The organism is Natronococcus sp. JC468 (assembly GCF_012163165.1).
GTDB classification, from domain to species: domain Archaea; phylum Halobacteriota; class Halobacteria; order Halobacteriales; family Natrialbaceae; genus Natronococcus; species Natronococcus jeotgali.
In genome coordinates this window covers 143941-168808 of the sequence record NZ_JAAVUO010000003.1, presented here as the reverse complement: position 1 = coordinate 168808, position 24868 = coordinate 143941, and the positions used below count along the sequence as shown (strand labels likewise).

The following is a 24868-nucleotide window of genomic DNA, read 5'->3' as shown; positions in this document are numbered from 1 at the left end:
CGCGACGGTGGGGCTTTAGTGGCTCCCGGGCGAGGACCCGAGTATGAGTCTGCCAATCGACCCGGCCGAGATCGATCCGGAAGACGTCGGCGAGAAACAGGCCGTCCTCGAGATGGACCACGAGGCGGCGATCGAGCACGTCCGCGAGGTCTGTGAGGAGGTCGGCTTCGGCATCCCCGTCGAGTTCTCCCCCTCGGAGCTGCTCAACGAGAAGGTCGACGCCGACCGCGATCCCTACTACGTGCTGGGCGCCTGCAACCCCGAGGTTGCCGATCGGGCGCTCGACGAGACGCTGCGGATCGGCGGGCTCTTCCCGTGTAACGTGATCGTCTGGGAGGAGGAGCCGGGCCGCCAGCGGGTGTACCATCTCTCGATCATGAGGATTGCGCGCCTGCTCGACATCGCCCCCGACAACGAGGAGTGGGCCGACATCGTCGACACCACGGGCGAACTCGTCGAGGAGGCGTTCGAACAGTTCGACTCCGTCGACGTCGAGACGGCGGACTGAGCCGCCCCGCGATCGGACGGACGGCCGACGCGCGTCGGACATTACATTAGTATTTCTGAATGTCAAGATTTACGTACATTAGCCACGTTGGTGGAATATGGACGTCAAAACCACATTCTTCGCCCTCCTCCTGCTGTCCCTCGCGGCGGTCACGACGCTCATCCTCGCGCCGCTGTTGCAGTACGTGTTGGGCGCCGCCCTGCTCGCGTTCGTGCTCTACCCCGCCCACGAGCGCCTCGAGCGACGGATCGGCGGCCGGCCGTCGGCGCTGGTCCTCACCGTCGTCGCCGTCGTCGCCGCGGTCATCCCGATCCTCTACCTCTCGGTCGTCACCGTCCAGACGGTGTTTTCCTTTCTGAACCGGTTCGACGAGACTGCCGCCGTCGAGACGGCCAGCGAGTGGGCGATCCAGCTCGGGATCGATCCCGAGCTGATCGCGACGACGCGCGCGCGGTTGCTCGCCGAGGTGAACGGGGCGTTCGACGGCGCCGTCGACGTCGCACTGGGGGAGGTGGTCGGGCTGCTCGACGCGGGCGTTCGGATGGGACTCGGATTGCTGGTGCTCGTCTTTCTGCTGTACTACCTGCTCGCGGACGGCCGAACGTTCGTCCGCTGGCTGGCCGCGGTGGCGCCCCTCGAGGACGAGGTGCGAGACGAGCTGTTCGCCGAGGTCGACGTCGTCACCTGGGCGGTGATCAAGAGCCACGTCCTCGTCGCTGTCGTCGAGGGACTGCTCGGCGGGATCGGCTTTTACCTGCTCGGCGTTCCCAACGCCCCCTTCTGGACGATCGTGATGGTCGTCGTCTCCTTTCTCCCGGCGATCGGCGTCTGGCTCGTCTGGGGACCCGCGGTCGCCTACCTCCTGATGACGACCGGTCCGCTCCCGGCAGTCGCGTTGCTCCTGTACGGCCTGTCGGTGCTCTCGGTCGTCGACAACTACCTGCGGGCGATCTTCGTCGACCGACGGACGGGGCTCCATCCCGCGGTCGTCCTGATCGGCGTCGTCGGCGGGATCTACCTGCTCGGGATCATGGGGCTGTTCCTCGGCCCAGTGTTGCTCGCGGTGTTCAAGGCCGGACTGAACGTCTTCAACGAAACGGCGCTCACGACCGACGATCTCCGGCTCGAGGGGGCGGGTACGGAGCTGGCCAACGCCGAGCCCGGTACCGCCGACGACTGACGGTCAGTCGGCGGCCTGGGCCGGCTCCGAGCGGTTCGTCGTCGGGATCCCCCGTCCGGTCAGCGCCATCGCGAACAACACGAGCGGCGAGAGCAGTCCGAACAGGTAGTACGGCGCGTACGCGAGCGTGTCGACGCCCGTCGCGCCGGCCATGAAGACGCCGCCGGCGTGCCAGGGGATCAGGGCGCCGGTCGGCGTTCCGGCGGCCTCGACGGCCCGCGAGAGCTCGTCGCTGCCCATGTCGAACTCCTCGTAGAGGTTTCGCAGGGTCACTCCCGGGAGAACGATGCTCATGTACTGCTGGGCGGTGAGCCCGTTGATGAGTATCGCGGACAGCCCCGTCCCGGCGATCAGGCCGCCCGAACTCGTCACGCCCTGGGAGACGCGGTGGGCCAGCACCGCCAGCACGCCGGTTCGCTCGAGCAGGCCCCCCAGCGAGAGCGCGGCGACGACGACGGTGATCGTCCAGGCCGAGCCCGTGAGCCCGCCCGTCACGAGGAGCTCGTCGACGAGATCCGAGCCCGTCTCGGGTGCGGTCCCGCTGAGGAAGATCTCCCAGGCCGGGACGAAACCCGCCCCCTGGACGAGCACCGACGTGAGCACGCCCGCGATCGTTCCGGCGACCAGCGTCGGCAACGCAGGAAAGCCGTACAGCGCGAGTCCGAACGTCACGACCAGCGGGAGAAAGACCAGCGGCGAGATCGCGTACGTCCCCTGGAGGGCGGTCTGGATCTCGGCGATTCGATCGCCGGGAACGGCGCCGCCGGTCTGCAGGCCCAGCGCCGCGAAGGCCAGCACGGCGATCCCGAACGCGATCGCAGTCCCCGTTCGCATGCGGTAGATGTGGTCGTACAGGGGCGTGTTCGTCACCCCGGCCGCGAGGTTGGTCGTGTCCGACAGCGGCGACTGCTTGTCGCCCGCGTAGGCGCCCGAGATGACCGCGCCCACGGTCATCGCCTCGGGGACGCCCAGCCCGGATCCGATCCCGACGAACGCGACGCCGAGGGTGCCGACGGTGGTCCACGAGGAGCCGATCGCGAACGCGACGACGGCCGCGAGGACGGCGGCGACGGGCAGGAAGACCGCCGGCGTCAGCAACTCGAGGCCGTAGTACATCATCGCCGGGATCGTCCCCGCACCGACCCACGTCGCGATCAGCGCGTAGATGGTGAAGATGATCAGGATCGCCTGTAGCCCCATCAGCAGGCCGTCGGCGACCCCGTCGTAGAGCTCCTCCCAGGAGTACCCCAGAGAGTAGCCGAAGGCACCGACGAGGACGATACTCCACAGAAGCGGCGCGTGGGGGTCGAGTCCCAACAGCGCCGAGCCGATTCCGAGGAAGGCGACGACCGCGAGCACCGGAACGAGCGCGAGCCGAGCGGAGGGACGCCGCTCCGGATCGAGCTCGTCGATCGTCGTCGGCGTGAAGTCCCGTGACATTACCCGCGGTATGCACTTCGGGAATAAAAATAACTCGAAACATTACTCGGGAGTATGCAGCTCGCTATCGGGTCACACGCCGCCACGCGGCGAGCGCCGCCGGGCGTCGTAGCGGACGCCCCCCGGAACTCGCGGCCGAGCCGTGGCCGTTCGACGCTCGTCGCCGACGCGGCTCAGCCGTCGGGGTTCGAGAAGGCGCTCAGGTTCGACTGCAGCCCCGCGGCGAGCTCGGATTTCCGCCTGAGGCGGGCGGCCGAGATCGGCAGCTGCGGCGCGAGCCCGTCGAGGGCGGCGTGGAAGGTCTCGGCCTCGCCGTACTCGCCGGTGAGTTCCGCCCGCTCGAGGTCCGGATCGCTCGCCTCGACGGGAACGCCCTCGAAGGCGTTGCGGACGCTCTCGCGGACCTGCCAGACGCCGACGGGCGCCCAGTAGTCGTCGCTGACCTCCCGAAGCACCAGGCACTTCGCCTGACGGCCGATCGACTCGAGGTGCTCGAGGACGCCGAGCCGAGCCGCGTAGTAGGCGCCCGCGGTCTCCTCGACGTAGCTCGAGCGCCCCTCGTACCCCTCGCTGGCGCTCTGGAGCCAGATCTCGTCGTTCGGATTGGGGTTCCAGATACTTCCGGGAGCTTTCATCTCGACGAGCTCGAACTCCCAGCTTCCGGGAGCGAGCACGATCCAGTAGCGGTTGCCCATGTACTCGTTGGCCCGGACCTGCACCTCGTCGATGCTCGGCGCGTTGCGGATGCGCCCGCGCAGGAACTGGCCGACGGTATCGTCGACGGCCGTGATCGACCACCGCGTCGGAACGAGCCGTCGCTGATCGGCCTCGCCCAGCGCCCCAGCCGAGAGGATCGAGTTGATCTCGTAGACGTCGAATCCGCGCCGGTAGAGGTACGTCATCGCCCCCTGGGCCAGCCAGTCGTCGTCCTCGAGGGTTTTCTTCACTGGCCGCGGAACGTGGGGATTCTCCCGAAGCTCGGCGCCGCTGGCGCTGGCGCGAGGCCCCCGCGGCGTGGCGACGTCGGTCCCCGGCTCGAGGCCGAGATCCGGTTCGTCGTTCAGCCCGATCTCGAGGTCGACTGGTCGATCCGCGATGGCGACCTCCCGCTGGACGCCCACGAACCCGTCCCAGGCGTCGTGAACCGACGGCGCCAGGCGGCTCGCGACGCTCGGGGAGTCGACGTCGGCGCGCTTGTTCGAGTTCAGCAGGCCGGTTCGACGCTGGAGGACGTCGTCGATGCCGTACCCCTGTCGGTACCACTCCCCGTCGGTGACGTAGGACTCGGCGTCGTCCTCGTCGCCGACGGGCGAGAGCACCCCGATCGGGATGTCGGGGTAACTCGACCGCCCGACGAAGATCGACGGCGCCGTCGAACCCACCAGCGAGTCGCCCGACAGCGCCCGCTCGAAGTTGCGCTCGAACTCCTCGAGGTGATCCGTGATCGCGTAGGACTTCTCCCTCGCGAGCCGGCGGCGCTCGGCCTCCTCGTCGGGTTCGAGGCTCTCGATGTAGTCGTCGAGGCGCATTCGACGAGGGTTGGTGATGCGAGACTTTCAATGTTGAGTTCGGCCGCCCGCGGGCGACCGCTCGCCCCGCCGCGGCCCGCTCGAGGGCCGCGGGCGACCTCGCAAGGGTTAAAAACGACGGGCAAAAAGGGAGGGGTATGAGTACGACGGACGAGCAGGACAGACGCTCCTGCGTCTCCTGTGGGATCAATATCGCGGGCACGAACGCCGCGGCGTTCAAGTGTCCCGACTGTGGCGCGCGCATCTTCCGCTGTGCCAAGTGCCGCAAGCAGAGCAACCTCTACGAGTGTCCCGACTGCGGATTCACCGGGCCCTGATACGACCATGGGAAAAGTCGCTGCCAAGATCAAGGTCATGCCGGACAGCCCCGAGATGGACCTGGACACCCTCCAGGAGCGCCTCGAGAGCTCCCTCCCCGAGGGCGCGAAGATCAACGGCGTCGAACGCGAGGAGGTCGCGTTCGGTCTCGTCGCGCTCATCCCGACCGTCATCGTCCCCGACGGCGCGGGCGGTACCGAGGCCGTCGAGGAGAACTTCACCGAGGTCGAGGGTGTCGAGAGCGTCGACGTCGAGAACGTCGGCCGTATCTGAACGCAACTCCGCTCCGCTCGCCGGACCGGTCCCCGTAGCTCGTACGGCCCGGGTTCGTCCCGGCGGTCCTTCTCCAAACGCTTACTGTCGCCCCCGAGAAACGTCTCCGGCGTGAGCGCATTGACGGATCCGACGAAGCGGCGGTGGCTGGCGTGGGCCGCGCTGGCGACCGTCTTCCTGCTGGTTAACCTCCACCGACTCTCGACGGGGGTTCTCTCCGAGGAGCTGACCGTCGCCTTCGAGACGACGGCGGCCCAACTGGGGACGCTGCACGCTTCCTTTTTCCTCATCTACGCGGCGATCCAGGTACCGACGGGTGTGCTCGCCGACCGAATCGGTCCGCGCTACGTCGGCTCGGTCGGCGGCGTCGTCCTGAGCCTGGGCGCGGTCGGGTTCGCGCTGAGCGGGAGCTACCTCGCGGCGTTCGCCTCGCGGGCGCTCATCGGACTCGGCAGCGGCGTCATCTTCGTCTCGATCCTGCGGTTCTGTGCCAACTGGTACCGGGCCGACGAGTTCGCGACGATGACCGGCCTCACCGGAAGTATCGCCGGGCTCGGGGCGATCCTCGCGACGACACCGCTGGCGGTCGCCGTCGGCCGGTTCGGCTGGCGCGCGACGATCCTCTCGCTGGGGGGCGCTGGAATCGTCGCCGCGGGCACCGTCTTCGCCCTCGCGCGTCAGTCCCCGGCTGCCGCGGGGCTCGAGCCGATCGAGGGCGTCCCCGAACAGCCCGAGACGACCCTCGCCGAACTCGGGGGCCACCTGCGAACGCTCGCGCGGGACCTCGACCAGTGGCTGCTGTCGGCCGTCTTCTTCGCGGGCAACGGCGCGATGCTGACGCTCGTGGGGCTGTGGGGGATTCCCTACATCGTCGTCGTCTACGAACTCGACGTGACGACGGCCTCCTCCTTTACCCTGCTCGCGTCGGTCGGCGTGCTGCTCGGGCCGACGACGCTCGGGTGGCTCTCGGACCGGATCGAGCGGCGGCTGCTTCCGATGGCGGTCGGAATCGGTCTGTTCGCGGTCGCGCTCGGAGCCATCCCCGTCCTCGGCCGCCCCCCGCTGGCGGTCGTCGCCGTCTCCTACTTCGCCTGCGGCTTCCTCTTCGGCGCCGCGATGTTGTCGCTGTCGGTCGTCAAGGAACGCTACCCCGCGGGCGCGAGCGGGATCGCGACCGCGACGGTCAACACGGCGGGGTTCGTCGGCGGCTCGATCCTGCCGGCGGCGATGGGGGCCACGCTTGACGCCTACCGAACCGGCGAGACCGTCGGCGGTACCGTCGCCTACACCGAGTTCGGCTACCGGGTGGCCTTCGGTATCCTCGCGGCGACGGTTGCGGTCGGTTTCTGCTGTGCGTGCTGGCTGGTCGTCCGGAAGCGCTCGCGGACCGGGGCGCCTACTCGATCGTCCGCCTCGAGTCGGGATCGACCGCGGTGAGGTACTGCTCGAGCAGGGCCGGAAACTCCCGTCCGCGGATGTACCGCAGCCCGAAGTCCTCGGTCCAGTCGATGATTCCCCGGTCTTCGGTGACGACGCCGGCCTCGAGCTCGCGGGCGAGGATCAGCAGGTCGAAGTCCTCCCGGGAGTCGAGCACCCCGGTCCGCATCGCGTCGCGGTACTTCTCCCGGAGCTGGGAGATCACCGCGTCGACCTCGGTCTTGTGGTCGTGGTCCTCGAGGGGCTCGTCGGCGCTGGCCTCCGCGCGCCGAACCGCCTTCTCGGAGACCCGAAGCCCCCGGTCGACCCGACCGCTCATCTCGTCGACGAAGCTGTAGACGACGTTGGCGGGGATCGAGACGGCGTATCGGTCGGGGTGTTTGCGGATCACCCAGGTGTTCAGCTTCGAGTAGACCTCCTCGCTCACGTCGCGGGCCTCGAGCATCGTCGTCAGCTCGTCGTGGATCGTCGGCGGCACGTAACAGGAGATGCCGAGGTTGAGGCGGGCGTTCGCGATCAGCTCGAGCAGCCGGAGCACCGCGTCCTCGAGCGACTCCTCGTCCCGGCGGATCTCCTCGGTGAGAAACAGGGAGGTGTCGAGGACGAACCGCTGTTTGAACGCCTCGGTGGACATGGGCGGGGGTACGGCCTCGAGGGGCAAATAGCTGCGTTCGCGGCGGGGTCAGGGCTCGTCCGCGTTCGGCCCCCGCGCCCCGAGGTCGGCTTCCGAGATCATCTCCGCGCTGGTCGAGGAGAGGTCGACGGTGACGTCCTCGTGGACGGCCTTGCTGATCTCGTCGACGTTGCCCGCGAGGACGGTCATGATGTCCTGGGGTTCGACGTAGATGAGCATGTTCCCGTCCGGACCCTCGGTGACCAGCTGGAGGTCGTTGAGCACGATCTGGTCGTTCTGGATCGTCGCCGAGACGACCGGCAGCGCCTCCGGCTTCCCTGGATCGTCCTCGGAGACGCGACGAACGACGACCTCGTCGAGGTCGATGACCTCCTTGTGCTCGCGGATCCGCTCCGCGCAGGCGACCATGTCGTTGATGACCTGCGTCCGCTGCTCGTTGCCGTGATCGCCCTCGAGACAGTGCTGGCAGACGCGGAGTTCGATGCGCATGGGCGCGAGTTGTCGCCGCGCACCGATGAGAATTCCGCTTCGAGCCCCGACGGGAGAGCGTGCCCCGGCAGTTATCCCCCTCGCCGTGGTAGCCGCTCGCGATGGGTGACACCGAGTACCACAGGAAGCTCGGGATCGGGACGTCGGCGTTCGAGGCCCTCGAGGACCACCTTGAGCGCCGCGCGTACGAGGGTCGGGAGTACCGCCACGTCCCCGACTACCGCCGCGGGGTCGAACGGGGAACCGTCCTGATCGCGGGCGAGGTCGTCCGCGGGTTCCCGAAGGTTCCTCGCACCCTCGTCCTCGAGACCGGAGTCCCGACCCAGTTCGAGGATCGAGTCGCCGTCGAGGAGAAGCTCAACGGCTACAACGTCCGGGTCGTCCGCCTCGCAGGCGAGCAACTGGCGTTTACCCGCAGCGGGATGGTCTGCCCGTTCACCACGCGGGTCCTCGGGCGGCTGGTCGACCTCGAGGCGCTGTTCGACGAGAACCCCGAGGCGATGGTCTGCGGGGAGATGATCGGTCCGGAGAACCCCTACACGGCCCACGACTACCCCGAGGTCGACTCGCTCGCCTTCCGGGCGTTCGACTGGCGGGATCGACGGACTGGCGAGCCCCTCGACGTGGCCGATCGCCGCGAGCGGTACGAGCGCTACGGCGTCCCGCAGACGAGACTGTTCGGCGAGTACGCGCTCGAGGACGCCGCGAGCGAGGTCGGACGGATCGTTGCGGAGCTCGACGCCGAGGGTCGCGAGGGCGTCGTGCTGCGCTCGCCCGACGCGACGACGCTGCTGAAGTACACGACGGCCGCCTCGACTCGCAGCGACCTGGCATACGCGTTCTCGCTGCCGTTCGACTACGGGCAGGCCTTCATGTTCCGGCGACTGCTGCGGGAGGGGTTTCGCACCGTCGAGCGCGGGGAGGACGACGAGGACGCCCGCGAGCGCGCCCACGAGATCGGCGAGGCGATCCTGCTGTCGATGCGCGAGGCCATCCGGACCGTCGAGGACGGCGGGTCGATCGGCGAGCGACACACCGTCCGCGCCAGCCACGAGACGATCGAGGCCTTACTCGAGCACCTCCGCGAGCAGGGGCTGACCCTCGAGATCAAGGCCGACCGACGCGAGGACGGCGATCGGGTCCTCACCTTCTGCAAACGGGTCCAGTCGAGCAACGACAAGATTCGAAACTACCTCGAGGGCCACGTCGTCCAGGAGTGATCGTCACTCCCGAAGGGCGGCGTGGATCTCCGCGATTCGCTCGTCGTCGGCCTCGACGTACCCGCCGTGGAAGCAGACCACCTGTCCGACCTCGAGGGCGGCGAGTCGGCCGACCGACTCCGTCGCGCGCGTCATGTCGGGCGTGAACTCCGGTTTCGGACCCGACAGCGGTTCCTCGCCGTCGGCGACGAGCGCGTCGCCGGCCAGCAACAGCCCGTGATCGGAGAAGTACAGGGAGACGTGACCCGGCGAGTGTCCCGGCGTCTCGACGACCTCCATCGGTCCCGCGACCGTCGGCACCCGGGTGCCGCCCGCGAGCTCCAGATCGACCGGGGCCAGTCGGTACGCGTCCGGGTCGCCCTTGATCGGGTCCCGCTCGCCGCGGACGTACGGCGCCTCCTCGGGGTGGGTCGCGACGACCGCGTCGGTGCGCTCGAGCAGCTCCGCGAGCCCGCCGACGTGGTCGCCATCGTGGTGGGTCACGATGACACACCAGACGTCCTCGAGGTCGAATCCCAGCCCGCGGAGGTGGGTCCGGAGCCCGTCGACGGCGCCGGGCGGGCCGACGTCGATCAGCACCAGCCCGCGGTCGGTCTCGACGGCCGAGGGGGTGACGGTCAGTTCGCGGCCGCCGTAGTCGACGGTGATCGGGAGCGCGTAAACGCCCGGGTCCTCGTCTGTCATGGCTCGCGATTCGGCGAGGCGGGAGGAAAGCGTTGCGTCCGCCGAGGCGTCTCGCTCCGCGAGATGGACGTCGGCTCGAGGACGATGACGGCTGGAAACGCGATCTCGTCGTTCAAACTGGATTCGAAACTGGCCTATCGGATTCGTTATCACGAACTTCGAAGTGGCAAACACGTTAGAATACGCCGATAATGAAACCAACTCCCATAACGATGAGAACAACTGCGGAAAACGCTGGGAGGTACGGCGTGTACTGCTCGACCTTCTCCTCGGAATGCTGGTAGCCAGCAATCAACAGCATCGTCAGCCCGACGATACCCACGATGACAGTGAGGGCATATGCACTCATCAGTTCGAGGCAGTGGTTTGACCCGGCACAGAGCGCAATAATCTCGAACTCCTCTTCGTGGGCGAACCCGAGAACGAACGCGAACCACGCGATTCCGAGGAGACCACGATCAGCGGTTGCTTCGGGGTCATCGTGTGAGTGAGAGTGCCCACCGACGAAAGGAACGACGCTCTTCAAACGGCTCACCAGTCCATCGTTGTGGTCGTGTGAATGGCCGTGGTCAGGGTCGTGCGAATGGCTGGAATGTTCGTTCGGATCGTGTTGGTGGTCGTGGCTATGATGGTCGGCGTGGCCGTCATCATCGTGACCGCCGTGAGAATGCCCGTGGAAGTATTCACGAATCCCAAGTACGATGAGCAGGACACCGGCAACAAGACTGACTGGCCCGCCGATTTGGATACCACCGAGTATCGTCATCGGCTCGTTGACCTGCGTGAGGTCGAAGTACTCCTTCGCGTAGAAAAACACTCCCACCATCGCGATACTGCTGATAAGGTGGCCGACGCCGATGAGGAGACTCGCCGCGAACCCGTACACCCACTTGTTCGTCTGATCGAGAGCGTACGAGGCGGCAACGGGCCATCCGTGACCCGGTTCGATACCGTGAACAGCACCGAGAGCGACCGCTCCGAGGAAGAGACCGAGCGCTTCGCCGTGTAACATCCTGATTGAGAATCTGCTACCGATATGAATAACGGTTGTTAATACCGAAACGGGTGCATCGTCATACGAGAACCTCTTGTAGAATCCCGACGAGTCAGCACCTATGCGAACGAGTTTCAATATTCCGGACGAAGTAATCGAAGAGTTCGATCGAGTCTGGCAAGAGCAGGACATCGAAAACAGGTCGCGAGCGGTCCGAGAAGCGATGCTGGAGTATATCGAGTCTCACTCCCGCCTCGAAGGGACAAGCGGGGAAATCGTCGCACTCGTTGCGTTCGATTATCGCCACCACGAGGTGATACAGGAACTCCACGCAGTCCAACACGAGTACCAAGGCGTTATCCTCAACACGAGTCATACGCACCAGGGGGAGTGGTGTCTGGAATCGCTGTTTTGTCGGGGACCAGCCGAGCAGGTACGAAACCTCACCTACCGGCTCCGCGACTTCGACGACGTAAATCGGGTCAAGGTGATGGTCATCCGGGACGGCGAGGAATGACGATCTGCCAGAGCCCTCCGGGAGGGACACTCGCTGTGTGCTTCACCTGCACCGAACAGCGACTCCGCGCGATAACGAACGCGCCCGTCTCCCTACTGCGAGGACAGCGCCGACTCGATCGCCGTCTCGAGGTCGGCGATCAGGTCCTCGGCGTGCTCGATCCCCACCGAGACGCGGACGAGCCCGTCGGTGAGTCCGGCCTCGAGACGTTCCTCGCGGGGGATCGCGGCGTGGGTCATCGGGGCGGGCTGTTCGATCAGGCTCTCGACGCCGCCGAGGCTCTCGGCGAGCGTGAAGACCTCCGTGTTCGAGACGACCTCGCTCGTCTCCTCTAAGCTCGCGTCGAGTTCGAAACTCAGCATGCCGCCGAAGTCGTCCATCTGCTCGCGAGCGATCTCGTGGCCGGGATGGGACTCGAGTCCGGGGTAGTACACGCGGTCGACGTCCGGATGGTCGTCGAGCCACTCCGCGATGGCGCGGGCGTTCTCGCAGTGGCGGTCCATCCGGACGGGCAGGGTCTTGGTCCCCCGGAGGACGAGGAAGCTCTCGAAGGGGCCCGGCGTCGCGCCCACGGCGTTCTGGTAGAAGCCAAACTGCTCGTCGAGGTCTGCGTCGTCGGTCAGCAGGGCGCCCCCGACGACGTCGGAGTGGCCGCCGAGGTACTTCGTCAGCGAGTGCGAGACGATGTCGGCGCCCAGCTCGAGCGGGCGCTGGAGGTACGGCGTCGCGAACGTGTTGTCGATCGCACACAGGGCGTCGTGGGCGTGAGCGATCTCGGAAGCGCCCTCGACGTCGACAATCGACATGAGCGGGTTGGTGGGGGTCTCGAGCCACAGCAGTTCCGTCTCCTCGCGGAACGCCGCCTCGATGGCCTCGAGATCGGTCATGTCGACGAACGAAAACTCGATATCGTAGTCCTCGTACACCTGCGTGAAGATGCGGTGGGTGCCGCCGTAGACGTCGTTGCCCGTCACGACGTGGTCGCCCGACTCGAGCAGGTTGAGGACGGTGTTGATGGAGGCCATCCCGCTGGCGAAGGCCCGTCCGTACTCGGCGTTCTCGAGGGAGGCGAGGTTTTCCTCGAGGTCGGTTCGGGTGGGATTTCCGGTCCGGGAGTACTCGTAGCCGCGGTGCTCGCCGGGGGCGTCCTGCTCGTAGGTCGAGTTGGCGTGGATCGGCGTCATCAGCGCGCCGGTCTCCGCGTCGGGTTCCTGCCCGGCGTGGATCGATCGGGTCTCGAACCGGAACTGGTCGTCGTCCATACGCGGGCCGACGCGGCGAAGGTAGGTGATACTGACGGATACTCGGCGAGTCCCGCGTGACGCGGGCTGTCGCGGCTCGGGACCGCCGTTCCGTTCCACGCGATCCCCCTCCGGAGCGTATCCACCCGCCTCCTTACCACAGCGTACCGTCCCACCAAAATACAGGACCGAAGTAATGTAAATAGATATCCATAATATTCGTTTATGTCTGTCGGTGGCGGAATATACTACATGGGTTCCAGTTCAGATCACGCCGACCACGCTCACGGTCACCACGGCCACGAACACCGCGTCAGTGACGTGGGCTACGAAACGCCCCAGGCCGCCATCGAGCAGTCGGCCCGCGAAACGACCGCGTACGTGCCGGCGCTGTACGTCGGTACGGATATCGACGCGCCCGACATGCTGGCCGTCGTCGACCTCGACCCCGACTCCGAGACGTACTGCGAGATCGTCGATCGTATCGAAATGCCCGTCAAGGGCGACGAGTTACACCACTTCGGCTGGAACGCGTGTTCGTCGTCCTGCCACGTCGAGGGGGCACAGCGGCGGTATCTCGTCGTTCCCGGGAACCGCTCGTCCCGGATCTACGTCGTCGACACCGACGACCCGCGACACCCCGAACTCGAGACGGTCGTCGAACCCGACGAGGTCTTCGAGCACGACCTGTCGGCCCCCCACACCGTTCACTGCATCCCGGACGAGAAGATCATGATCAGCATGCTCGGGAACGCGGACGGCGACCTCCCGGGCGGATTCCTCCTCCTGGACGCGGACTTCGAGGTCGAAGGGCGATGGGACGCGCCCGGCGACATCGAGATGAACTACGACTTCTGGTACCAGCCGCGTCGCAACGTGATGGTCTCCTCCGAGTGGGCCGCCCCCGCGACCTACCAGCCGGGGTTCGACCTCGAGGACGTCGAGGCCGGGAACTACGGCCAGAAGCTCCACTTCTGGGACTGGGAGAACCGGACCGTCGAGCAGACGATCGACCTCGGCGAGGAGGGGCTCGTCCCGCTGGAGGTCCGCTTCCTGCACAGTCCCGACTCCGAGCACGCCTACGTCGGCGCCGCGCTCTCCTCGAACATGTTCCACCTGACTCGGGAGAGCGCGGCGCCGCGCGCCGTGGATGAGGCGAGCGGTGGCGAACCGCGAGCCGGCGGCGAGTGGCGGGCCGATAAGGTCATCGACGTCGAGCCGCGCGAGCACGAGGACTGGGACATGCCGGTGCCAGGTCTCATCACGGATCTGGTGGTCTCGATGGACGATCGCTACCTGTTCTTCTCGAACTGGCTCCACGGCGAGGTCCGCATGTACGACATCTCCGACCGGTCGAACCCGCGGCTGGTGGACACGGTCTCCGTCGGCGGACTCTTCGGCGACCGCAGGGAGGTAGCGGGGCGGACGATCAACGCCGGCCCGCAGATGCTCCAGCTCTCGCTGGACGGCGAGCGCCTGTACTTCACGACGTCGCTGTACTCGAGCTGGGACGACCAGTTCTTCCCCGAGGAGGCCGAGCAGGGCTCGGTCATGCTGAAAGTCGACGTCGACCCCCGCGAGGGGACGATGTCGCTGGACGAGGAGTTCCTCGTCGACTTCGGCACCCTCCCCGAGGGCCCGGCCCGCGCCCACGAGATCCGGTGGCCCGAGGGCGACTGCACGAGCGACATCTGGATGTAGCGGCAGTGGCCGAACGACAGACGCGGGGTCGGCGATCGCTCCCCGCGCCACTACCTTCGATGATCGACGAACCAAACAGCAGTACCGCAACGAGCCCATGAGAGTCAGTCGAACGACGGCCGTGGTCGCCCTCTGGGTTCTCTCGACCTGGCCGGCGGTCGTCGGCGCCCACGGCACGGAGGCGGGCGCGCAGGGCCAGGCTTCGACGGTTCCGTTCGCCGCGGCGATCGGCGTTTCGACGGTTCTCAGCGTCTCGATCGGGCTCGGAGCGGCGTGGTACTACCGGTCGAGACTCGGCGCCGAGTCGGGTCACGGGTCGGAACCGCGGGTCGAGGTGACAGTGCTGCTGGTCGTCCTCGGACTCGTCGCGTTGCTCTCGGCCGTTACGCAGCAACCGACCGTGGCGGTCGCCGGCGCGGCGCTCGGAGGGTCGATCGCGTGGGTCGATCGAACCGGCGGCGTTTCGGCTCACGGCGGCTGCGCTGACGCCGCCTTCGGCGCGATACTGCTTCACCGGACCGTCGAGGGAGTCCTCGTCGCGGGCGTCTACGCCGCGAGCGCCGCGTTCGGACTGGTCGGGCTGGCGTTGCTGACGGGACACGCCGTCGGAGAGACCGTCGCGATCGCCGGGCTGTACGCGGCCGTCGGTCGGGGCTGGGTGATCGCCAGCGTCGTCGCGATCCACCTCGGGTTCCTCGTCGGGTCGCTGACGGGCTACTACGTTACGGGGTTGCTGTCGGCACCGGTCGAGACGATCGTTCTCGCGGGCGTCGGCGCCGTCCTTCTCGTCGCGGGCGCGACGGAGGTCGCGTCGGCGCGGCGGCGCCGGCGGCTCGAGGTCTCGCCGAACCCGCGTTCGGAACCGTGACGATCGACGGGCGCCACCGAACGTTCGCCGGCCCGACTCGGCTCGGAACCGACGCGAGGGCGGAACGTGCGTTTTATAACCGTCACGAAGTAAGAGGGCCGTACGACTATGCCGAACTCTAATGGACCTCGCCAAGGGACCCGGGACAAGCTCTCGAACGATCCGCGAAGCCGCGGCGCCTCTCCGCCACAGCGGGCGATTCAGCAGTACGACGAGGGACAGAAGGTCCACCTGAAGATCGACCCGAGCATTCAGAACGGACGCTTCCACCCGCGATTCGACGGTCTCACCGGCGAAGTCGTCGGGAAGCAAGGCACCGCCTTCAAGGTGCAGATCGACGACGGCGGCAAAGAGAAGACGCTGATCGTCACCGCCGCCCACCTCCGCGCACAGGATCAGGACGAAGTCAGCGTCTGAAACGCATGACGATCTTCAAAGAGATCGTCGACGAGGAGTACCTGACCGTCTCGGAGACGAAGGAGCTCCTCGCCGACATCGAGGCCGAACGCGCGATGGACGAGGACCGAGAGCTGCGCTACGAACTCGCGCGAGCGATCGAGCACGCGAATCGCTTCGCCGTCCTCGAGCCCGAGGAGTCCCGGCAGCTCGTCGCGGACCTGCAGGAACTCGAGTACGTCGACGAGCCGACCGCGTACAAGATCACCGACCTCCTCCCGCGAAACCGGGACGAGCTCCGATCGGTGTACGCCCAGCAGCGCTACTCGCTGTCGGGCGACGAACTCGACGAGATTCTCGACGTCGTCGCGCAGTACGCCTGACGGCGGGCCGATTCTTTAAGTGCGGCGTCGCCGTACCGTCACCCAATGAGCGAAGCCGACAGCGACGAGACGGACGTTCGCCGCGCAGTCGTGTTGGATTACCTCGCACACGGACTCTCGGACGATGGCCGGCCGCAGTACGCGAAGTCGCCCGCGGGGTACGCCCTCGACGTCGAGGACTTCCGGCTCTACCAGGTCGCCTTCGACGAGGACACGCGGCTCACCATCGGCAGCGAGGTCGTCATCGAACCGACGGAAGAACGCGACGCCGTCGTCGAGTGTCAGGAAGTCGAGTACGAGGAACTCTCGTCGGGTGCCCAGACCGAACTCGAGTACGTCGTCGAGGACCTCGTCGAGGAAAACGAACAGCGGTTCGTCGACTTCTACAACGACGCCCAGCCGATCACGCTGCGGCTCCACCAGCTGAACCTCCTGCCCGGGATCGGCAAGAAGCTTCGCAACGGGATCCTCGAGGAGCGAAAGCGCAAGCCCTTCGAGAGCTTCGAGGAGCTCTCCGAGCGCGTCTCGGGGCTCCACGATCCCGGCGACGTGCTGGTCGAGCGCATCCTCGAGGAGCTTCGCGACGACGACCTGAAGTATCGGACGTTCGTCGGCCGCCAGCAGGACGGGGAGTGAGCGCAGAGTCGCGCGCGACCGCAGCCGTCGACGCCTTCGCTTCCGCCACGGAGCGCCTCGACGCGTTCACGGTCCCGCACATGTGAACTACCCCTGCCTACTTCGCTTGCCTGACGGCTCGCTTCGTTGAGGCAGGGGCTTCCAAGTCGGCTCGCAAGCGTACCGTTGCAGAGGCTTGGTCAGCACCGCTCGGTTCGAGCGCAGGTTCACAAACTGCGCCGAGACTGGATAGTGGGCACGCGATGTCCTTACCCAGTCCTTTCTTTGCGATGTTCGTCGCACCGTTCTTATCCGCATTGTCGTCCAACCCGCACTCATGGCACAGGTGTTGGCCCTGTCCCTTGCGGGTCGTCGCTTCCTGCACACCACACCGCCAGCACGTCTGACTCGTCATATACTCGTTCACGGACTTCACCGCAATACCCGCAAACGTCGCCTTATACTCGATATACTTCTTCAGTGTGTGGTGTGGCATCGAATGGAGCCGACGATTCATCTCCGCACCGAGGTCTTGGTTGTGGATACCTTCGAGGTTCCCGACCACGATGAGCGCGTTGCGCTCTTTAGCTTCCTCCACGATAGCGCGAGAAATCTTGTGGAGACGGTCGTTCACTCGACGGTACTCCTTCGCCTTGATCGACTGGAGCGTGTCGTAGGCTCCCTTCTCTTGCAGGCGAGTGCGAAGGTTGTGATGGTGGCGACGGATACGGCGAATCTCTCTACCGTAGAACTCGGTGTTACGGGAGGGCAACGCCACCGACGTTGCCATCCATCGAACACCGAAGTCCACGCCGATGACACCGTCGTACTCCTCGCTGACTTTCACCTCTTGCCGAACCGTCAGGTGCGCGTAGTAGTCACCGTTCTCCCGAACGATTTTCGAGTCCTTCACGTCGGCCTTGTCGGGTATCTCGTCGTGCGGTTGAATCGGGACGTTCACTCCACCCCAGACCTGCGAGACGGGGAGTTTCAGCCACCAGTCCGTCAGGTCGGTGTCGTGCTGTTCCACGTCCACGCCAACGTCGAATACGTCGTTGCGGATGAACCACGGGTAGTCGTGGTCGTCACGTAGGTTGTCGGTGTCCACGTAGGCGTCGGCGCACTGTTTCGTGGCTGAGTAGAGGTCGACGTCTTCGTCGCCACGAATGTATCGCTGGAACGCTTCGTACTCGTGGTTGATGGCGTTGAGTTTCGACTGCGTAAGGTCGTCGGTGAGGATTTTCGCCACGACCGTCTTCTCGGCAGTCTGTTTCATTCGTCGTCACGTTCCCGCTGGTTCTCGACGTACTCTTTCAGTACGTCCAGCGATACTTGTCCCGTGCTGATGAGGCAGTACGAGTCTGCCCAAAACGAGTCGCCCCGCAGTTTATTCTTGATGTGGTCGCCGTACTCGTTGCGGATGCGTCGAGCCGATGCGCCTTTGAGGACGTTGATGAATTTGGCAAGGTCGGTTGTGGGGGTGGCTTTGAACAGGAGGTGAACGTGGTCGCGGTCGGCTTCGAGGTTTTTGATTTCGACGTTCGCAAGACACGGCGCGTCTTGCGAGTACATCAGAACGGCACCGCCGTTCTGAGGACGCCGTAGTTGTCAGCGAACCCACTCACGACCTCGCGGAAGAAATCTCGGAGTTCTTCGTTGAACACCTCGCGTCGGTATTTCACAACGAGGACGAGGTGGTAGTGCAGGGAGTATGTCGAGTGCGCTCCCGTATCGAGGTCGTATTCCATTGGGCTCACTTCAACTATCGGGCTACTGTCACATGATTCTTTAGTTAGAGTGTACGATTTCGTGGATAACCTAATCTCGTGTCGGCTGTATCCCCGCCCTACTGCGTCCTCAGAACGCTTCGCGTTCTGATGTGCGAACGAGAGCGAAGCTCTCGTTAACGCTACTCGGTCGCTTCGCTCCCTGCGTTGCTCCTTGAGGACGGCGACTTAGCCTCGCAAAAGTTAAGAGACGACCGAGTCAATCGATACCAATGCTTTCGACGATTCTGCTCCCGGTGGGAACCGGCGACAGCGATCGGATCGACGGACTCGTCTCGCACGCGATCGACGTCGCCGAACCGGTCGACGCCACGGTCGTCGTGGCTCACGTCGTCGGTTCCGACGAGTACGACGACGACGTACAGAGCTACCCGGATGCCGTCGCGCAGATCGGGTTCGACGTTCAGAGCCGGGACCTCCCGGCCGAGAAGGTCGCTCGGGAGACGAAACCGGTCGGCGAGATCGCCGACCGCCTCGAGGAGGCCGGGATCGACGTCGAGGTGCGGGCGTCGGTCGGGAATCGGGAGTCCGAGATCCTCCGGATCGCCGAGGAGGTCGGCGCCGACAACATCGTCGTCGGCGGGCGGAAGCGCTCGCCCGCGGGGAAGGCGGTGTTCGGCAGCACCGCCCAGAAGATCATGCTCAACGCGCCCTGTCCGGTGACGTACGTCCGCGACCAGTCGTAGTCGTCTCCGCTCGGCCACGGTGGTCCGCCCTCGAATCGAACCGACGCCGGAGCCGAGACGGTGCGTTTACACCGCCCCCGCCGCTAGCAGGGGCGATGAGAGATCCCGACGATCTGATCGCCCGCGCCGGCGTTCGCGGCGATCCGGACCGCGACCAGCACTTTCTGGTCGACGACCGCGTCCTCGATCGACTGCCGACGTACCTGGCGGAACTCGGCGCCGATACGGGTCACGTCCTCGAGATCGGGGGCGGAACGGGCGCGCTGACCGACCGACTGCTCGAGACCGCCGACGAGGTAACCGTCGTCGAGCGCGACCGCGAACTCGCGGCCTTCCTCCGCGAGGAGTTCCGCAAGGAGATCGACGCCGAGCGACTGACAGTGCTCGAGGGTGACGCCCTCGCGGTCGACCTGCCCGACTTTTCGGCGTCGGTATCGAACCTTCCCTACGGCGTCTCGAGCGAGATTACGTTCCGACTGCTGCCCGAGAAACGCCCGCTCGTCCTGATGTTTCAACAGGAGTTCGCCGAGCGGATGGTCGCCGAACCCGGGACGAGCGAGTACGGCAGGCTCTCGGTGTCGACCCAGCACTACGCGGCGCCCGAGCTCGTCGAGTCGATCCCGAAGGAGGCGTTCTCGCCGCCGCCGGCGGTCCGGAGCGCGGTCGTCAGACTCGAGCCCCGCGACCCCGACTACGTGGTCGGCGACGAGGCCTTTTTCCTGCGGTTCGTGAAGGCGATGTTCACCCAGCGCCGGAAGACGATCCGGAACGCGATCCGGAACACGGCCCACATCACGAACCTGGGGGCGCCCGACGCGGTCGTCGAGGCGGCCGACGACGACCTCTTGCAAAAGCGCGCCGACGCGATGACGCCGACGGAGTTCGCCGAGCTGGCGACGCTGGCCCTCGAGGTCGGCGAACCGGAGGACGGCTAATACAACCGAAACCGCCCGTGAAACGATCTCACCGACGGATACAGGTGGCTGGGTCGCCGACTCGAGCGGGAACGGAACGATGACCACAACAGTAGGCCTCGACTGGCTGTCCGACGTCTTTCGGACGACGCCGGCCCGGATCGCGGTGACGCTGCTCGCGGCCAGCGCGTTGATCGCCGTGATCCTCTCGTTCCAGCAGCTACAGGAGCGGTTCAACGAGCGGCTGCGCCCGCTGTACAGCGACGTCGTCGCGACGGCGCTGCTAGTCGGCACCTGCGCGATCAGCCTGGCGGTGATCGTCGGCGTCTGGGGACAGACCAACAACCTGCAGTACCTCTACGCGGAGTACGACGTCGGCGGCGACGCCGTCGCCCGCGGCGTCTTCACGTTCGTCCTCGCGCTCGCGGCGGTGATCGCCGTACGGGTCGTCGAACGGGTGATCGAGGAGGTGTTCAGCTCCGCGTCGGCGGTGACGGCCCACCAGCGCGAGGTCACCCAGCGGCTCTCGCAGGTGATCATCCTGACGGTGGCGTCGATCGTCATCCTCGCGCTGTGGGTCGACGACCTCGGCGGATTGCTCGTCGGGGCCGGCTTCCTGGGGATCGTCATCGGGATGGCCGCCCAGCAGGTTCTCGGCACCGTCCTCGCGGGCTTCGTGTTGATGTTCGCTCGCCCGTTCGAGATCGGCGACTGGATCGAGGTCGAGGACGATCAGGGGATCGTCACCGACATCTCGATCGTCAACACCCGCATCCGCTCGTTCGACGGCGAGTACATCATGATCCCCAACGACGTCATCTCCGCCGGGGTCGTCACCAACCGCTCGAAGCGGGGCCGAATCAGGGTCGAGGTCGACGTCGGCGTCGACTACGCTGCCGACGTCGAGCGGGCGAGCGAGCTGGCGGAGTCGGCGGTCGCAGCGCTCGAGGACTCCCTCGAGGCGCCCTCGCCGCAGGTCGTCACCAAGTCGCTCGACGACTCGGCGGTGCTACTGGGGGTGCGGTTCTGGATCGGCAAACCCAGCGCCAGACGGGAGGCCGAGGCCCGGAGCGCCGCGATCCGTGCGATCAAAGCCGAGTTCGAGGACGCCGGGATCAAGATCCCCTATCCGCAGCGAGAGCTCAGCGGTCGCGAGGAGACCGGCGGCTTCCGGATCGACGACGAGCGGACGGAGCGGACGGAGACGGATCGGACGTCGAACGAACGACGGTACGCGCCACCGGAGGACGAGTAAATGGATCTTCAGGAACGACGTGGTATCGAAACGGACGTTTACCAGCCCGCCGAGGACTCGCGGTTGCTCGCGGACGCGGTCTGCGAGCGACTCGCGAGCGCCGAGGACAGTACCGACGGCGAGCGTCTCGTCCTCGAGGTCGGGACGGGATCGGGCTACGTCGCCGGCCGCATCGCCGCGGAGACCGACGCCCGCGTGATCGCCTCGGACCTCAACCCACACGCCGTGCGACAGGCTCGAGAGGAGGGGATCGAGACCGTTCGCGCCGACCTGGTCTCGCCGTTCGTCGACGGCGCGTTCGACGCCGTCGCCTTCAACCCGCCGTACCTGCCGACCGAGCCCGACACCGAGTGGGACGACTGGATGGAGCGGGCGCTGTCGGGCGGGGAGGACGGCCGGGCGATCATCGATCCCTTCCTCGCGTCGGTCGGCCGCGTCCTGGCTCCCGACGGCGTCGTCTACCTGCTGGTCAGCAGCCTCGCCGACGTCGACGCGGTCGCCGAGCGCGCCGGCGAGGAGGGCTTCAGCGCCGCCGCGGTCGCCGATCACTCCTTTCCCTTCGAGACGCTGACGGTGCTCGAGCTGCTTCGCTGATCGGGCTCGAGCGGCGGGTAGCGCGACGGTACTCGCCGATCACGCCCCGCTTCGCGGCCGGAGCGGGGCCGGTCGGCGTCCCCGTGGAACCTGCAAGAATTACTGCTGCGTATTCCACCGTATGGAAAATATTAAGCCCCGGCATAGCCTAGCCGGGCTCACGAATGACCGACTACGTCTCGACCACGCCGGGGCTGTTCCCGCTCCCGGACTGGGCGAAAGAGGACCTCTCGGACCTGAAGGGACACCAGAAGGGCGACCTTATCGACGGCGACGAGGGCGCAGAGATCGCCGCGGCCTACGACGAGGCCCGCGAGGAAGTCATCGGCGTCCAGCAGGAGGCCGGGCTCGACCGTGTCTCGGAGGGCCAGCTTCGCTGGGACGACATGCTCGCCCATCCCCTCGCCGTGCACGACGCCGTCGACACCCAGGGGATCGTCCGCTACTACGACAACAACAACTTCTACCGCGACCCCGTGGTCCAGGGTGAACTGGACTCCTCCGGGGACGTCGCGAGCGAGCTCGAGGCCGCGGCCGAGTTCGTCGACGGCGACGACCTGCAGGCCGTCCTCCCCGGTCCGTACTCGCTCTCCGACCTCGCGACCGACGACTACTACGGCGACGAGGCCGAGTTCCTGGCGGCCATCGCCGACTTCCTCGCGGGCGAGGTCGACGCCTTCCCCGAGGTCGAGACGCTGTTCCTGCTCGAGCCGTCGCTCGTGGAGAACGCGCCCGAGGACGGCCTTGACGAGCGCGCCAGCGAGGCGATCGATCGGGTCGCGACGGCGACCGACGCCGACGTCGTCGTCCAGCCCTACTGGGGCGCCCTCGAGGAGAAGGTCTACGCCCACCTGCTCGACGCCGATATCGACGCGATCGGCTTCGACTTCGTCGCCGAGCGGGACGATAACGTCTACAACCTCCAGGAGTATGGCGCGACCGACGACGTCTCGCTGGGGCTGGCCGACGGCCAGAACACCCTCGTCGAGGAGCCCGAGGCGATCCGGGACCGCGTCGACTGGGTCTACGAGCAGATCCCGGTCACCGACTTCGAGACGGTCTACCTGACGACGAACACGGAGACGTTCTACCTGCCCTACGCCAAGTTCGAGGAGAAACTTGCCGCCCTCGCGGAGGCCGCCGAGATCGCGGAGGTGAAAGCAGCATGACGAACGAGAACAAGGATCAGTTCCGACCCGACGAGCACGAGAACGACAGCTTCCTGCTGACGACGGTCGTCGGCTCCTACCCGAAGCCCAAGTGGCTCAACCGCGCGAAGGAGCTCTACCAGGACCCCGACCACGGGTTCGACGAGGAGGACTACCAGGAGGCGAAAGACGATGCCGCCCGCCTCATCACGGACGAACACGAACGCGCCGGCCTGGACGTCGTCGTCGACGGCGAGATGCGGCGCAACGAGATGGTCGAGTTCTTCGCCCACCGCATCGAGGGCTACGAGTTCAACGGCCCCGTCAAGGTGTGGGGACACAACTACTTCGACAAACCCTCCGTGGTGAGCGAGGTCGAGTACACGGATAGCTGGCTCGTCGACGAGTACGAGTTCACCGCGAGCGCGACCGATCGCCCGGTCAAGGTCCCGATCACGGGCCCCTATACCCTGGCGAACTGGTCGTTCAACGAGGCCTACGACGACGACGAGGAGCTGACCTACGACCTCGCCGACCTCGTCAACGAGGAGATCGAGAAGCTCGTCGACGCCGGCGCCCGCTACATCCAGATCGACGAGCCCGCGCTGGCGACGACGCCGGACGACCACGCCATCGTCGGCGAGGCCCTCGAGCGCATCGTCGCCGACATCCCCGAGGAGGTCCGGATCGGACTGCACGTCTGTTACGGCGACTACTCCCGGATCTACCCCGAGATCCTCGAGTTCCCCGTCGACGAGTTCGACCTCGAGCTCGCCAACGGCGACTACGACCAGCTCGACGTGTTCAAGGACCCCGAGTTCACGAAAGACCTCGCGCTGGGCGTCACCGACGTCCACGTCGGCGAGGTCGAAAGCGTCGAGCAGATCGAACGTAACATCGAGAAGGGCCTCGAGGTCGTCCCACCCGAACAGCTCGTCGTCTCGCCGGACTGCGGCGTCAAGTTGCTACCCCGCGAGGTCGCCTACGGCAAGATGGCCAACATGGTCGAGGCGGCCCGCAACGTCGAGGCGAAACTCGACGCGGGCGAGATCGACGTCGATCGCGGCGCGCCCGCGACAGCCGACGACTGAACGCGACCCTATAGTTTCTTTTCGTTCGACGTTCTACGAGGCGGTATGAATCGTCGAGCGCGGCGGCTGGCCGACCCGGACGCGCGAGCGAGACGTGCTCGACTCCGGAGGCGGTAGCGCGTGGTCGCCGATCCGTTCACGGGGCTGTTCGGCGCCGACCCGGTCATCCACGGCCTCGTCGGCGGGATCGTCATCGCCGCGCTCAACCTGCTTGGCGCGTCGCTGATCTTCGTCTGGCGGAACCCCTCCGAGCGGGCGATGAACGGGGCGCTGGGCTTCGCCGCGGGGATCATGCTCGCAGCGAGTTTCACGAGCCTCATCATCCCCGGCGTCGAGACCTACGCCGACGGAAATCCAGTTCCCGTCCTCGTCGGCGTCGCCCTCGGCGCGCTGTTTCTGGACCGGTCGGACCTGCTCGTTCCCCACGCACACTTCCTGCTCTCGGGGCGACGGCGGCCCGACGCCGCCGATCCCGGGACCGACCTCCCGGTCGACGACGACCGCCTCGCGGCCGTCGTCCTGTTCGTCCTCGCGATCACGCTGCACAACATGCCCGAAGGCCTCGCTGTCGGCGTCGGCTTCGGCAGCGGCGATCTCGAGACGGCGATCCCGCTGATGCTCGCGATCGGCATCCAGAACGTTCCGGAGGGGTTCGCGGTGTCGCTGGCGGCGGTCAACGCCGGGCTGAACAGGCGGTTCTACGCCGTACTCGCCGGCGTTCGGTCGGGCGTCGTCGAGATCCCGCTGGCCGTCCTCGGCGCCTACGCGGTCCAGTCGGTCGCCGCCTTGCTCCCCTACGCGATGGGGTTTGCCGCCGGCGCCATGCTGTTCGTCATCAGCGACGAGATCATCCCCGAGACCCACGCGAGCGGGTACGAGCGCGTCGCCACCCTCGGGACGATCCTCGGAACGATCGTGATGCTGTACCTCGACATCGCGCTCGGATAGTTCGTCGACTCGGCCTCG

At 66.4% G+C, this 24868-nt stretch carries 27 protein-coding genes and 1 pseudogene; 19 read left to right on the top strand and 9 right to left on the bottom strand.

What is annotated here, in order from left to right; translation table 11 throughout:
* Window positions 1-43 precede the first annotated feature (43 nt).
* Window positions 44-508 carry a DUF302 domain-containing protein gene (locus GWG54_RS03370; RefSeq protein WP_167936430.1) on the top strand — a complete coding sequence of 155 codons (465 nt, stop codon included), beginning with the start codon at window positions 44-46 and terminating at the stop codon, window positions 506-508.
* A gap of 97 nt (window positions 509-605) precedes the next feature.
* Window positions 606-1688 carry an AI-2E family transporter gene (locus tag GWG54_RS03365; protein ID WP_167936429.1) on the top strand — a complete coding sequence of 361 codons (1083 nt, stop codon included), beginning with the start codon at window positions 606-608 and terminating at the stop codon, window positions 1686-1688.
* Window positions 1689-1691: 3 nt separating this feature from the next.
* Here the strand turns inward: GWG54_RS03365 and GWG54_RS03360 are convergent, their stop codons facing one another.
* Together GWG54_RS03360 and nreA are read right to left on the bottom strand one after the other, a co-directional pair.
* Window positions 1692-3128 carry a Na+/H+ antiporter NhaC family protein gene (locus GWG54_RS03360; protein WP_167936428.1) on the bottom strand — a complete coding sequence of 479 codons (1437 nt, stop codon included), beginning with the start codon at window positions 3126-3128 and terminating at the stop codon, window positions 1692-1694.
* A 173-nt stretch (window positions 3129-3301) separates the two neighbouring features.
* Complete coding sequence (gene nreA, locus GWG54_RS03355) at window positions 3302-4657, bottom strand: DNA repair protein NreA (protein ID WP_167936427.1); 1356 nt, start codon at window positions 4655-4657, stop codon at window positions 3302-3304.
* 137 nt (window positions 4658-4794) lie between these two features.
* On the opposite strand from nreA, the gene GWG54_RS03350 reads away from it, so the two are divergent.
* From GWG54_RS03350 to GWG54_RS03340, 3 genes are all read left to right on the top strand, one after another.
* Window positions 4795-4974, top strand: a complete 180-nt coding sequence (locus GWG54_RS03350) for an HVO_2753 family zinc finger protein (protein ID WP_008424243.1) — start codon at window positions 4795-4797, stop codon at window positions 4972-4974.
* A 7-nt stretch (window positions 4975-4981) separates the two neighbouring features.
* Window positions 4982-5248 carry an elongation factor 1-beta gene (locus GWG54_RS03345; protein ID WP_008424241.1) on the top strand — a complete coding sequence of 89 codons (267 nt, stop codon included), beginning with the start codon at window positions 4982-4984 and terminating at the stop codon, window positions 5246-5248.
* Window positions 5249-5359: 111 nt separating this feature from the next.
* Complete coding sequence (locus GWG54_RS03340) at window positions 5360-6685, top strand: MFS transporter (RefSeq protein ID WP_167936426.1); 1326 nt, start codon at window positions 5360-5362, stop codon at window positions 6683-6685.
* Here GWG54_RS03340 and GWG54_RS03335 read toward each other — a convergent pair.
* Both GWG54_RS03335 and GWG54_RS03330 read right to left on the bottom strand, forming a co-directional pair.
* Entirely contained in the window at window positions 6645-7319 is a 675-nt protein-coding gene (locus tag GWG54_RS03335) for an RNA ligase partner protein (protein WP_167936425.1), read from the bottom strand. The two genes, GWG54_RS03340 and GWG54_RS03335, sit on opposite strands and share 41 nt — an antisense overlap.
* Window positions 7320-7367: 48 nt before the next feature.
* On the bottom strand, window positions 7368-7808 hold the full coding sequence (locus tag GWG54_RS03330; protein ID WP_167936424.1) for a hypothetical protein: 441 nt from the start codon (window positions 7806-7808) through the stop codon (window positions 7368-7370).
* Window positions 7809-7909: 101 nt separating this feature from the next.
* Here GWG54_RS03330 and GWG54_RS03325 point away from each other — a divergent pair, with 101 nt between their 5' ends.
* A complete protein-coding gene (locus GWG54_RS03325) occupies window positions 7910-9028 on the top strand; it encodes an RNA ligase (RefSeq protein ID WP_167936423.1) in 1119 nt (372 codons plus the stop codon).
* A 3-nt stretch (window positions 9029-9031) separates the two neighbouring features.
* Here GWG54_RS03325 and GWG54_RS03320 read toward each other — a convergent pair whose 3' ends face one another.
* Both GWG54_RS03320 and GWG54_RS03315 read right to left on the bottom strand, forming a co-directional pair.
* Complete coding sequence (locus GWG54_RS03320; RefSeq protein ID WP_167936422.1) at window positions 9032-9712, bottom strand: MBL fold metallo-hydrolase; 681 nt, start codon at window positions 9710-9712, stop codon at window positions 9032-9034.
* Between the two features lie 175 nt (window positions 9713-9887).
* Complete coding sequence (locus GWG54_RS03315; RefSeq protein ID WP_167936421.1) at window positions 9888-10724, bottom strand: hypothetical protein; 837 nt, start codon at window positions 10722-10724, stop codon at window positions 9888-9890.
* 103 nt (window positions 10725-10827) lie between these two features.
* Here GWG54_RS03315 and GWG54_RS03310 point away from each other — a divergent pair, with 103 nt between their 5' ends.
* Window positions 10828-11223, top strand: a complete 396-nt coding sequence (locus GWG54_RS03310; protein WP_167936420.1) for a CopG family ribbon-helix-helix protein — start codon at window positions 10828-10830, stop codon at window positions 11221-11223.
* Window positions 11224-11315: 92 nt separating this feature from the next.
* Here the strand turns inward: GWG54_RS03310 and GWG54_RS03305 are convergent, their stop codons facing one another.
* Window positions 11316-12485, bottom strand: a complete 1170-nt coding sequence (locus tag GWG54_RS03305) for a cystathionine gamma-synthase (protein WP_167936419.1) — start codon at window positions 12483-12485, stop codon at window positions 11316-11318.
* 231 nt (window positions 12486-12716) lie between these two features.
* Between GWG54_RS03305 and GWG54_RS03300 the strand changes: the two genes are divergently transcribed.
* The 5 genes from GWG54_RS03300 to GWG54_RS03280 all read left to right on the top strand — a co-directional run bounded on the left by GWG54_RS03300 (window position 12717) and on the right by GWG54_RS03280 (window position 16448).
* Window positions 12717-14165: a selenium-binding protein SBP56-related protein gene (locus tag GWG54_RS03300; protein ID WP_167936418.1), complete on the top strand. Its 1449-nt coding sequence runs from the start codon at window positions 12717-12719 to the stop codon at window positions 14163-14165.
* A 97-nt stretch (window positions 14166-14262) separates the two neighbouring features.
* Window positions 14263-15033 (top strand): hypothetical protein, encoded by a 771-nt coding sequence (locus GWG54_RS03295; protein WP_167936417.1) that lies wholly within the window; start codon window positions 14263-14265, stop codon window positions 15031-15033.
* A gap of 108 nt (window positions 15034-15141) precedes the next feature.
* Window positions 15142-15450 carry a 50S ribosomal protein L21e gene (locus GWG54_RS03290; protein ID WP_167936416.1) on the top strand — a complete coding sequence of 103 codons (309 nt, stop codon included), beginning with the start codon at window positions 15142-15144 and terminating at the stop codon, window positions 15448-15450.
* A gap of 5 nt (window positions 15451-15455) precedes the next feature.
* On the top strand, window positions 15456-15812 hold the full coding sequence (locus tag GWG54_RS03285) for an RNA polymerase Rpb4 family protein (protein WP_167936415.1): 357 nt from the start codon (window positions 15456-15458) through the stop codon (window positions 15810-15812).
* Between the two features lie 45 nt (window positions 15813-15857).
* A complete protein-coding gene (locus GWG54_RS03280; protein ID WP_167936414.1) occupies window positions 15858-16448 on the top strand; it encodes a DUF655 domain-containing protein in 591 nt (196 codons plus the stop codon).
* Window positions 16449-16545: 97 nt separating this feature from the next.
* Here GWG54_RS03280 and GWG54_RS03275 read toward each other — a convergent pair whose 3' ends face one another.
* Window positions 16546-17703 (bottom strand): RNA-guided endonuclease TnpB family protein, encoded by a 1158-nt coding sequence (locus tag GWG54_RS03275; RefSeq protein WP_167936413.1) that lies wholly within the window; start codon window positions 17701-17703, stop codon window positions 16546-16548.
* Window positions 17700-18175 (bottom strand): annotated as a pseudogene (gene tnpA / locus GWG54_RS03270) (IS200/IS605 family transposase). The gene GWG54_RS03275 and the pseudogene tnpA overlap by 4 nt, the downstream one beginning before the upstream one ends.
* A gap of 251 nt (window positions 18176-18426) precedes the next feature.
* Here tnpA and GWG54_RS03265 point away from each other — a divergent pair.
* The 7 genes from GWG54_RS03265 (at window position 18427) to GWG54_RS03235 (ending at window position 24850) form a co-directional block, all read left to right on the top strand.
* A complete protein-coding gene (locus tag GWG54_RS03265) occupies window positions 18427-18900 on the top strand; it encodes a universal stress protein (protein WP_167936412.1) in 474 nt (157 codons plus the stop codon).
* A 95-nt stretch (window positions 18901-18995) separates the two neighbouring features.
* Window positions 18996-19835, top strand: coding sequence for a 16S ribosomal RNA methyltransferase A (locus tag GWG54_RS03260; protein ID WP_167936411.1), 840 nt, complete (start codon window positions 18996-18998; stop codon window positions 19833-19835).
* Window positions 19836-19914: 79 nt separating this feature from the next.
* A complete protein-coding gene (locus GWG54_RS03255; protein ID WP_167936410.1) occupies window positions 19915-21069 on the top strand; it encodes a mechanosensitive ion channel family protein in 1155 nt (384 codons plus the stop codon).
* Complete coding sequence (locus GWG54_RS03250; protein ID WP_167936409.1) at window positions 21070-21663, top strand: HemK2/MTQ2 family protein methyltransferase; 594 nt, start codon at window positions 21070-21072, stop codon at window positions 21661-21663. It begins immediately after the preceding gene.
* A gap of 164 nt (window positions 21664-21827) precedes the next feature.
* Window positions 21828-22832, top strand: coding sequence for a 5-methyltetrahydropteroyltriglutamate--homocysteine methyltransferase (locus tag GWG54_RS03245; protein WP_167936408.1), 1005 nt, complete (start codon window positions 21828-21830; stop codon window positions 22830-22832).
* Window positions 22829-23902, top strand: a complete 1074-nt coding sequence (locus GWG54_RS03240) for a methionine synthase (RefSeq protein ID WP_167936407.1) — start codon at window positions 22829-22831, stop codon at window positions 23900-23902. Before GWG54_RS03245 ends, GWG54_RS03240 begins: the two co-directional genes overlap by 4 nt.
* Window positions 23903-24022: 120 nt before the next feature.
* The gene (locus GWG54_RS03235; protein ID WP_167936406.1) at window positions 24023-24850 is read left to right on the top strand and encodes a ZIP family metal transporter; all 828 of its coding nucleotides are present in this window, start codon (window positions 24023-24025) and stop codon (window positions 24848-24850) included.
* Window positions 24851-24868: the final 18 nt, after the last annotated feature.

Bases quoted from the DNA above. Each gene is read 5' to 3' on its own strand.
- GWG54_RS03370 (WP_167936430.1), top strand. From the start codon at position 44: ATGAGTCTGCCAATCGACCCGGCCGAGATCGATCCGGAAGACGTCGGC.
- GWG54_RS03365 (WP_167936429.1), top strand. From the start codon at position 606: ATGGACGTCAAAACCACATTCTTCGCCCTCCTCCTGCTGTCCCTCGCG.
- GWG54_RS03360 (WP_167936428.1), bottom strand. From the start codon at position 3,128: ATGTCACGGGACTTCACGCCGACGACGATCGACGAGCTCGATCCGGAG.
- nreA (WP_167936427.1), bottom strand. From the start codon at position 4,657: ATGCGCCTCGACGACTACATCGAGAGCCTCGAACCCGACGAGGAGGCC.
- GWG54_RS03350 (WP_008424243.1), top strand. From the start codon at position 4,795: ATGAGTACGACGGACGAGCAGGACAGACGCTCCTGCGTCTCCTGTGGG.
- GWG54_RS03345 (WP_008424241.1), top strand. From the start codon at position 4,982: ATGGGAAAAGTCGCTGCCAAGATCAAGGTCATGCCGGACAGCCCCGAG.
- GWG54_RS03335 (WP_167936425.1), bottom strand. From the start codon at position 7,319: ATGTCCACCGAGGCGTTCAAACAGCGGTTCGTCCTCGACACCTCCCTG.
- GWG54_RS03330 (WP_167936424.1), bottom strand. From the start codon at position 7,808: ATGCGCATCGAACTCCGCGTCTGCCAGCACTGTCTCGAGGGCGATCAC.
- GWG54_RS03325 (WP_167936423.1), top strand. From the start codon at position 7,910: ATGGGTGACACCGAGTACCACAGGAAGCTCGGGATCGGGACGTCGGCG.
- GWG54_RS03320 (WP_167936422.1), bottom strand. From the start codon at position 9,712: ATGACAGACGAGGACCCGGGCGTTTACGCGCTCCCGATCACCGTCGAC.
- GWG54_RS03315 (WP_167936421.1), bottom strand. From the start codon at position 10,724: ATGTTACACGGCGAAGCGCTCGGTCTCTTCCTCGGAGCGGTCGCTCTC.
- GWG54_RS03310 (WP_167936420.1), top strand. From the start codon at position 10,828: ATGCGAACGAGTTTCAATATTCCGGACGAAGTAATCGAAGAGTTCGAT.
- GWG54_RS03305 (WP_167936419.1), bottom strand. From the start codon at position 12,485: ATGGACGACGACCAGTTCCGGTTCGAGACCCGATCGATCCACGCCGGG.
- GWG54_RS03300 (WP_167936418.1), top strand. From the start codon at position 12,717: ATGGGTTCCAGTTCAGATCACGCCGACCACGCTCACGGTCACCACGGC.
- GWG54_RS03295 (WP_167936417.1), top strand. From the start codon at position 14,263: ATGAGAGTCAGTCGAACGACGGCCGTGGTCGCCCTCTGGGTTCTCTCG.
- GWG54_RS03290 (WP_167936416.1), top strand. From the start codon at position 15,142: ATGCCGAACTCTAATGGACCTCGCCAAGGGACCCGGGACAAGCTCTCG.
- GWG54_RS03285 (WP_167936415.1), top strand. From the start codon at position 15,456: ATGACGATCTTCAAAGAGATCGTCGACGAGGAGTACCTGACCGTCTCG.
- GWG54_RS03280 (WP_167936414.1), top strand. From the start codon at position 15,858: ATGAGCGAAGCCGACAGCGACGAGACGGACGTTCGCCGCGCAGTCGTG.
- GWG54_RS03275 (WP_167936413.1), bottom strand. From the start codon at position 17,703: ATGAAACAGACTGCCGAGAAGACGGTCGTGGCGAAAATCCTCACCGAC.
- GWG54_RS03265 (WP_167936412.1), top strand. From the start codon at position 18,427: ATGCTTTCGACGATTCTGCTCCCGGTGGGAACCGGCGACAGCGATCGG.
- GWG54_RS03260 (WP_167936411.1), top strand. From the start codon at position 18,996: ATGAGAGATCCCGACGATCTGATCGCCCGCGCCGGCGTTCGCGGCGAT.
- GWG54_RS03255 (WP_167936410.1), top strand. From the start codon at position 19,915: ATGACCACAACAGTAGGCCTCGACTGGCTGTCCGACGTCTTTCGGACG.
- GWG54_RS03250 (WP_167936409.1), top strand. From the start codon at position 21,070: ATGGATCTTCAGGAACGACGTGGTATCGAAACGGACGTTTACCAGCCC.
- GWG54_RS03245 (WP_167936408.1), top strand. From the start codon at position 21,828: ATGACCGACTACGTCTCGACCACGCCGGGGCTGTTCCCGCTCCCGGAC.
- GWG54_RS03240 (WP_167936407.1), top strand. From the start codon at position 22,829: ATGACGAACGAGAACAAGGATCAGTTCCGACCCGACGAGCACGAGAAC.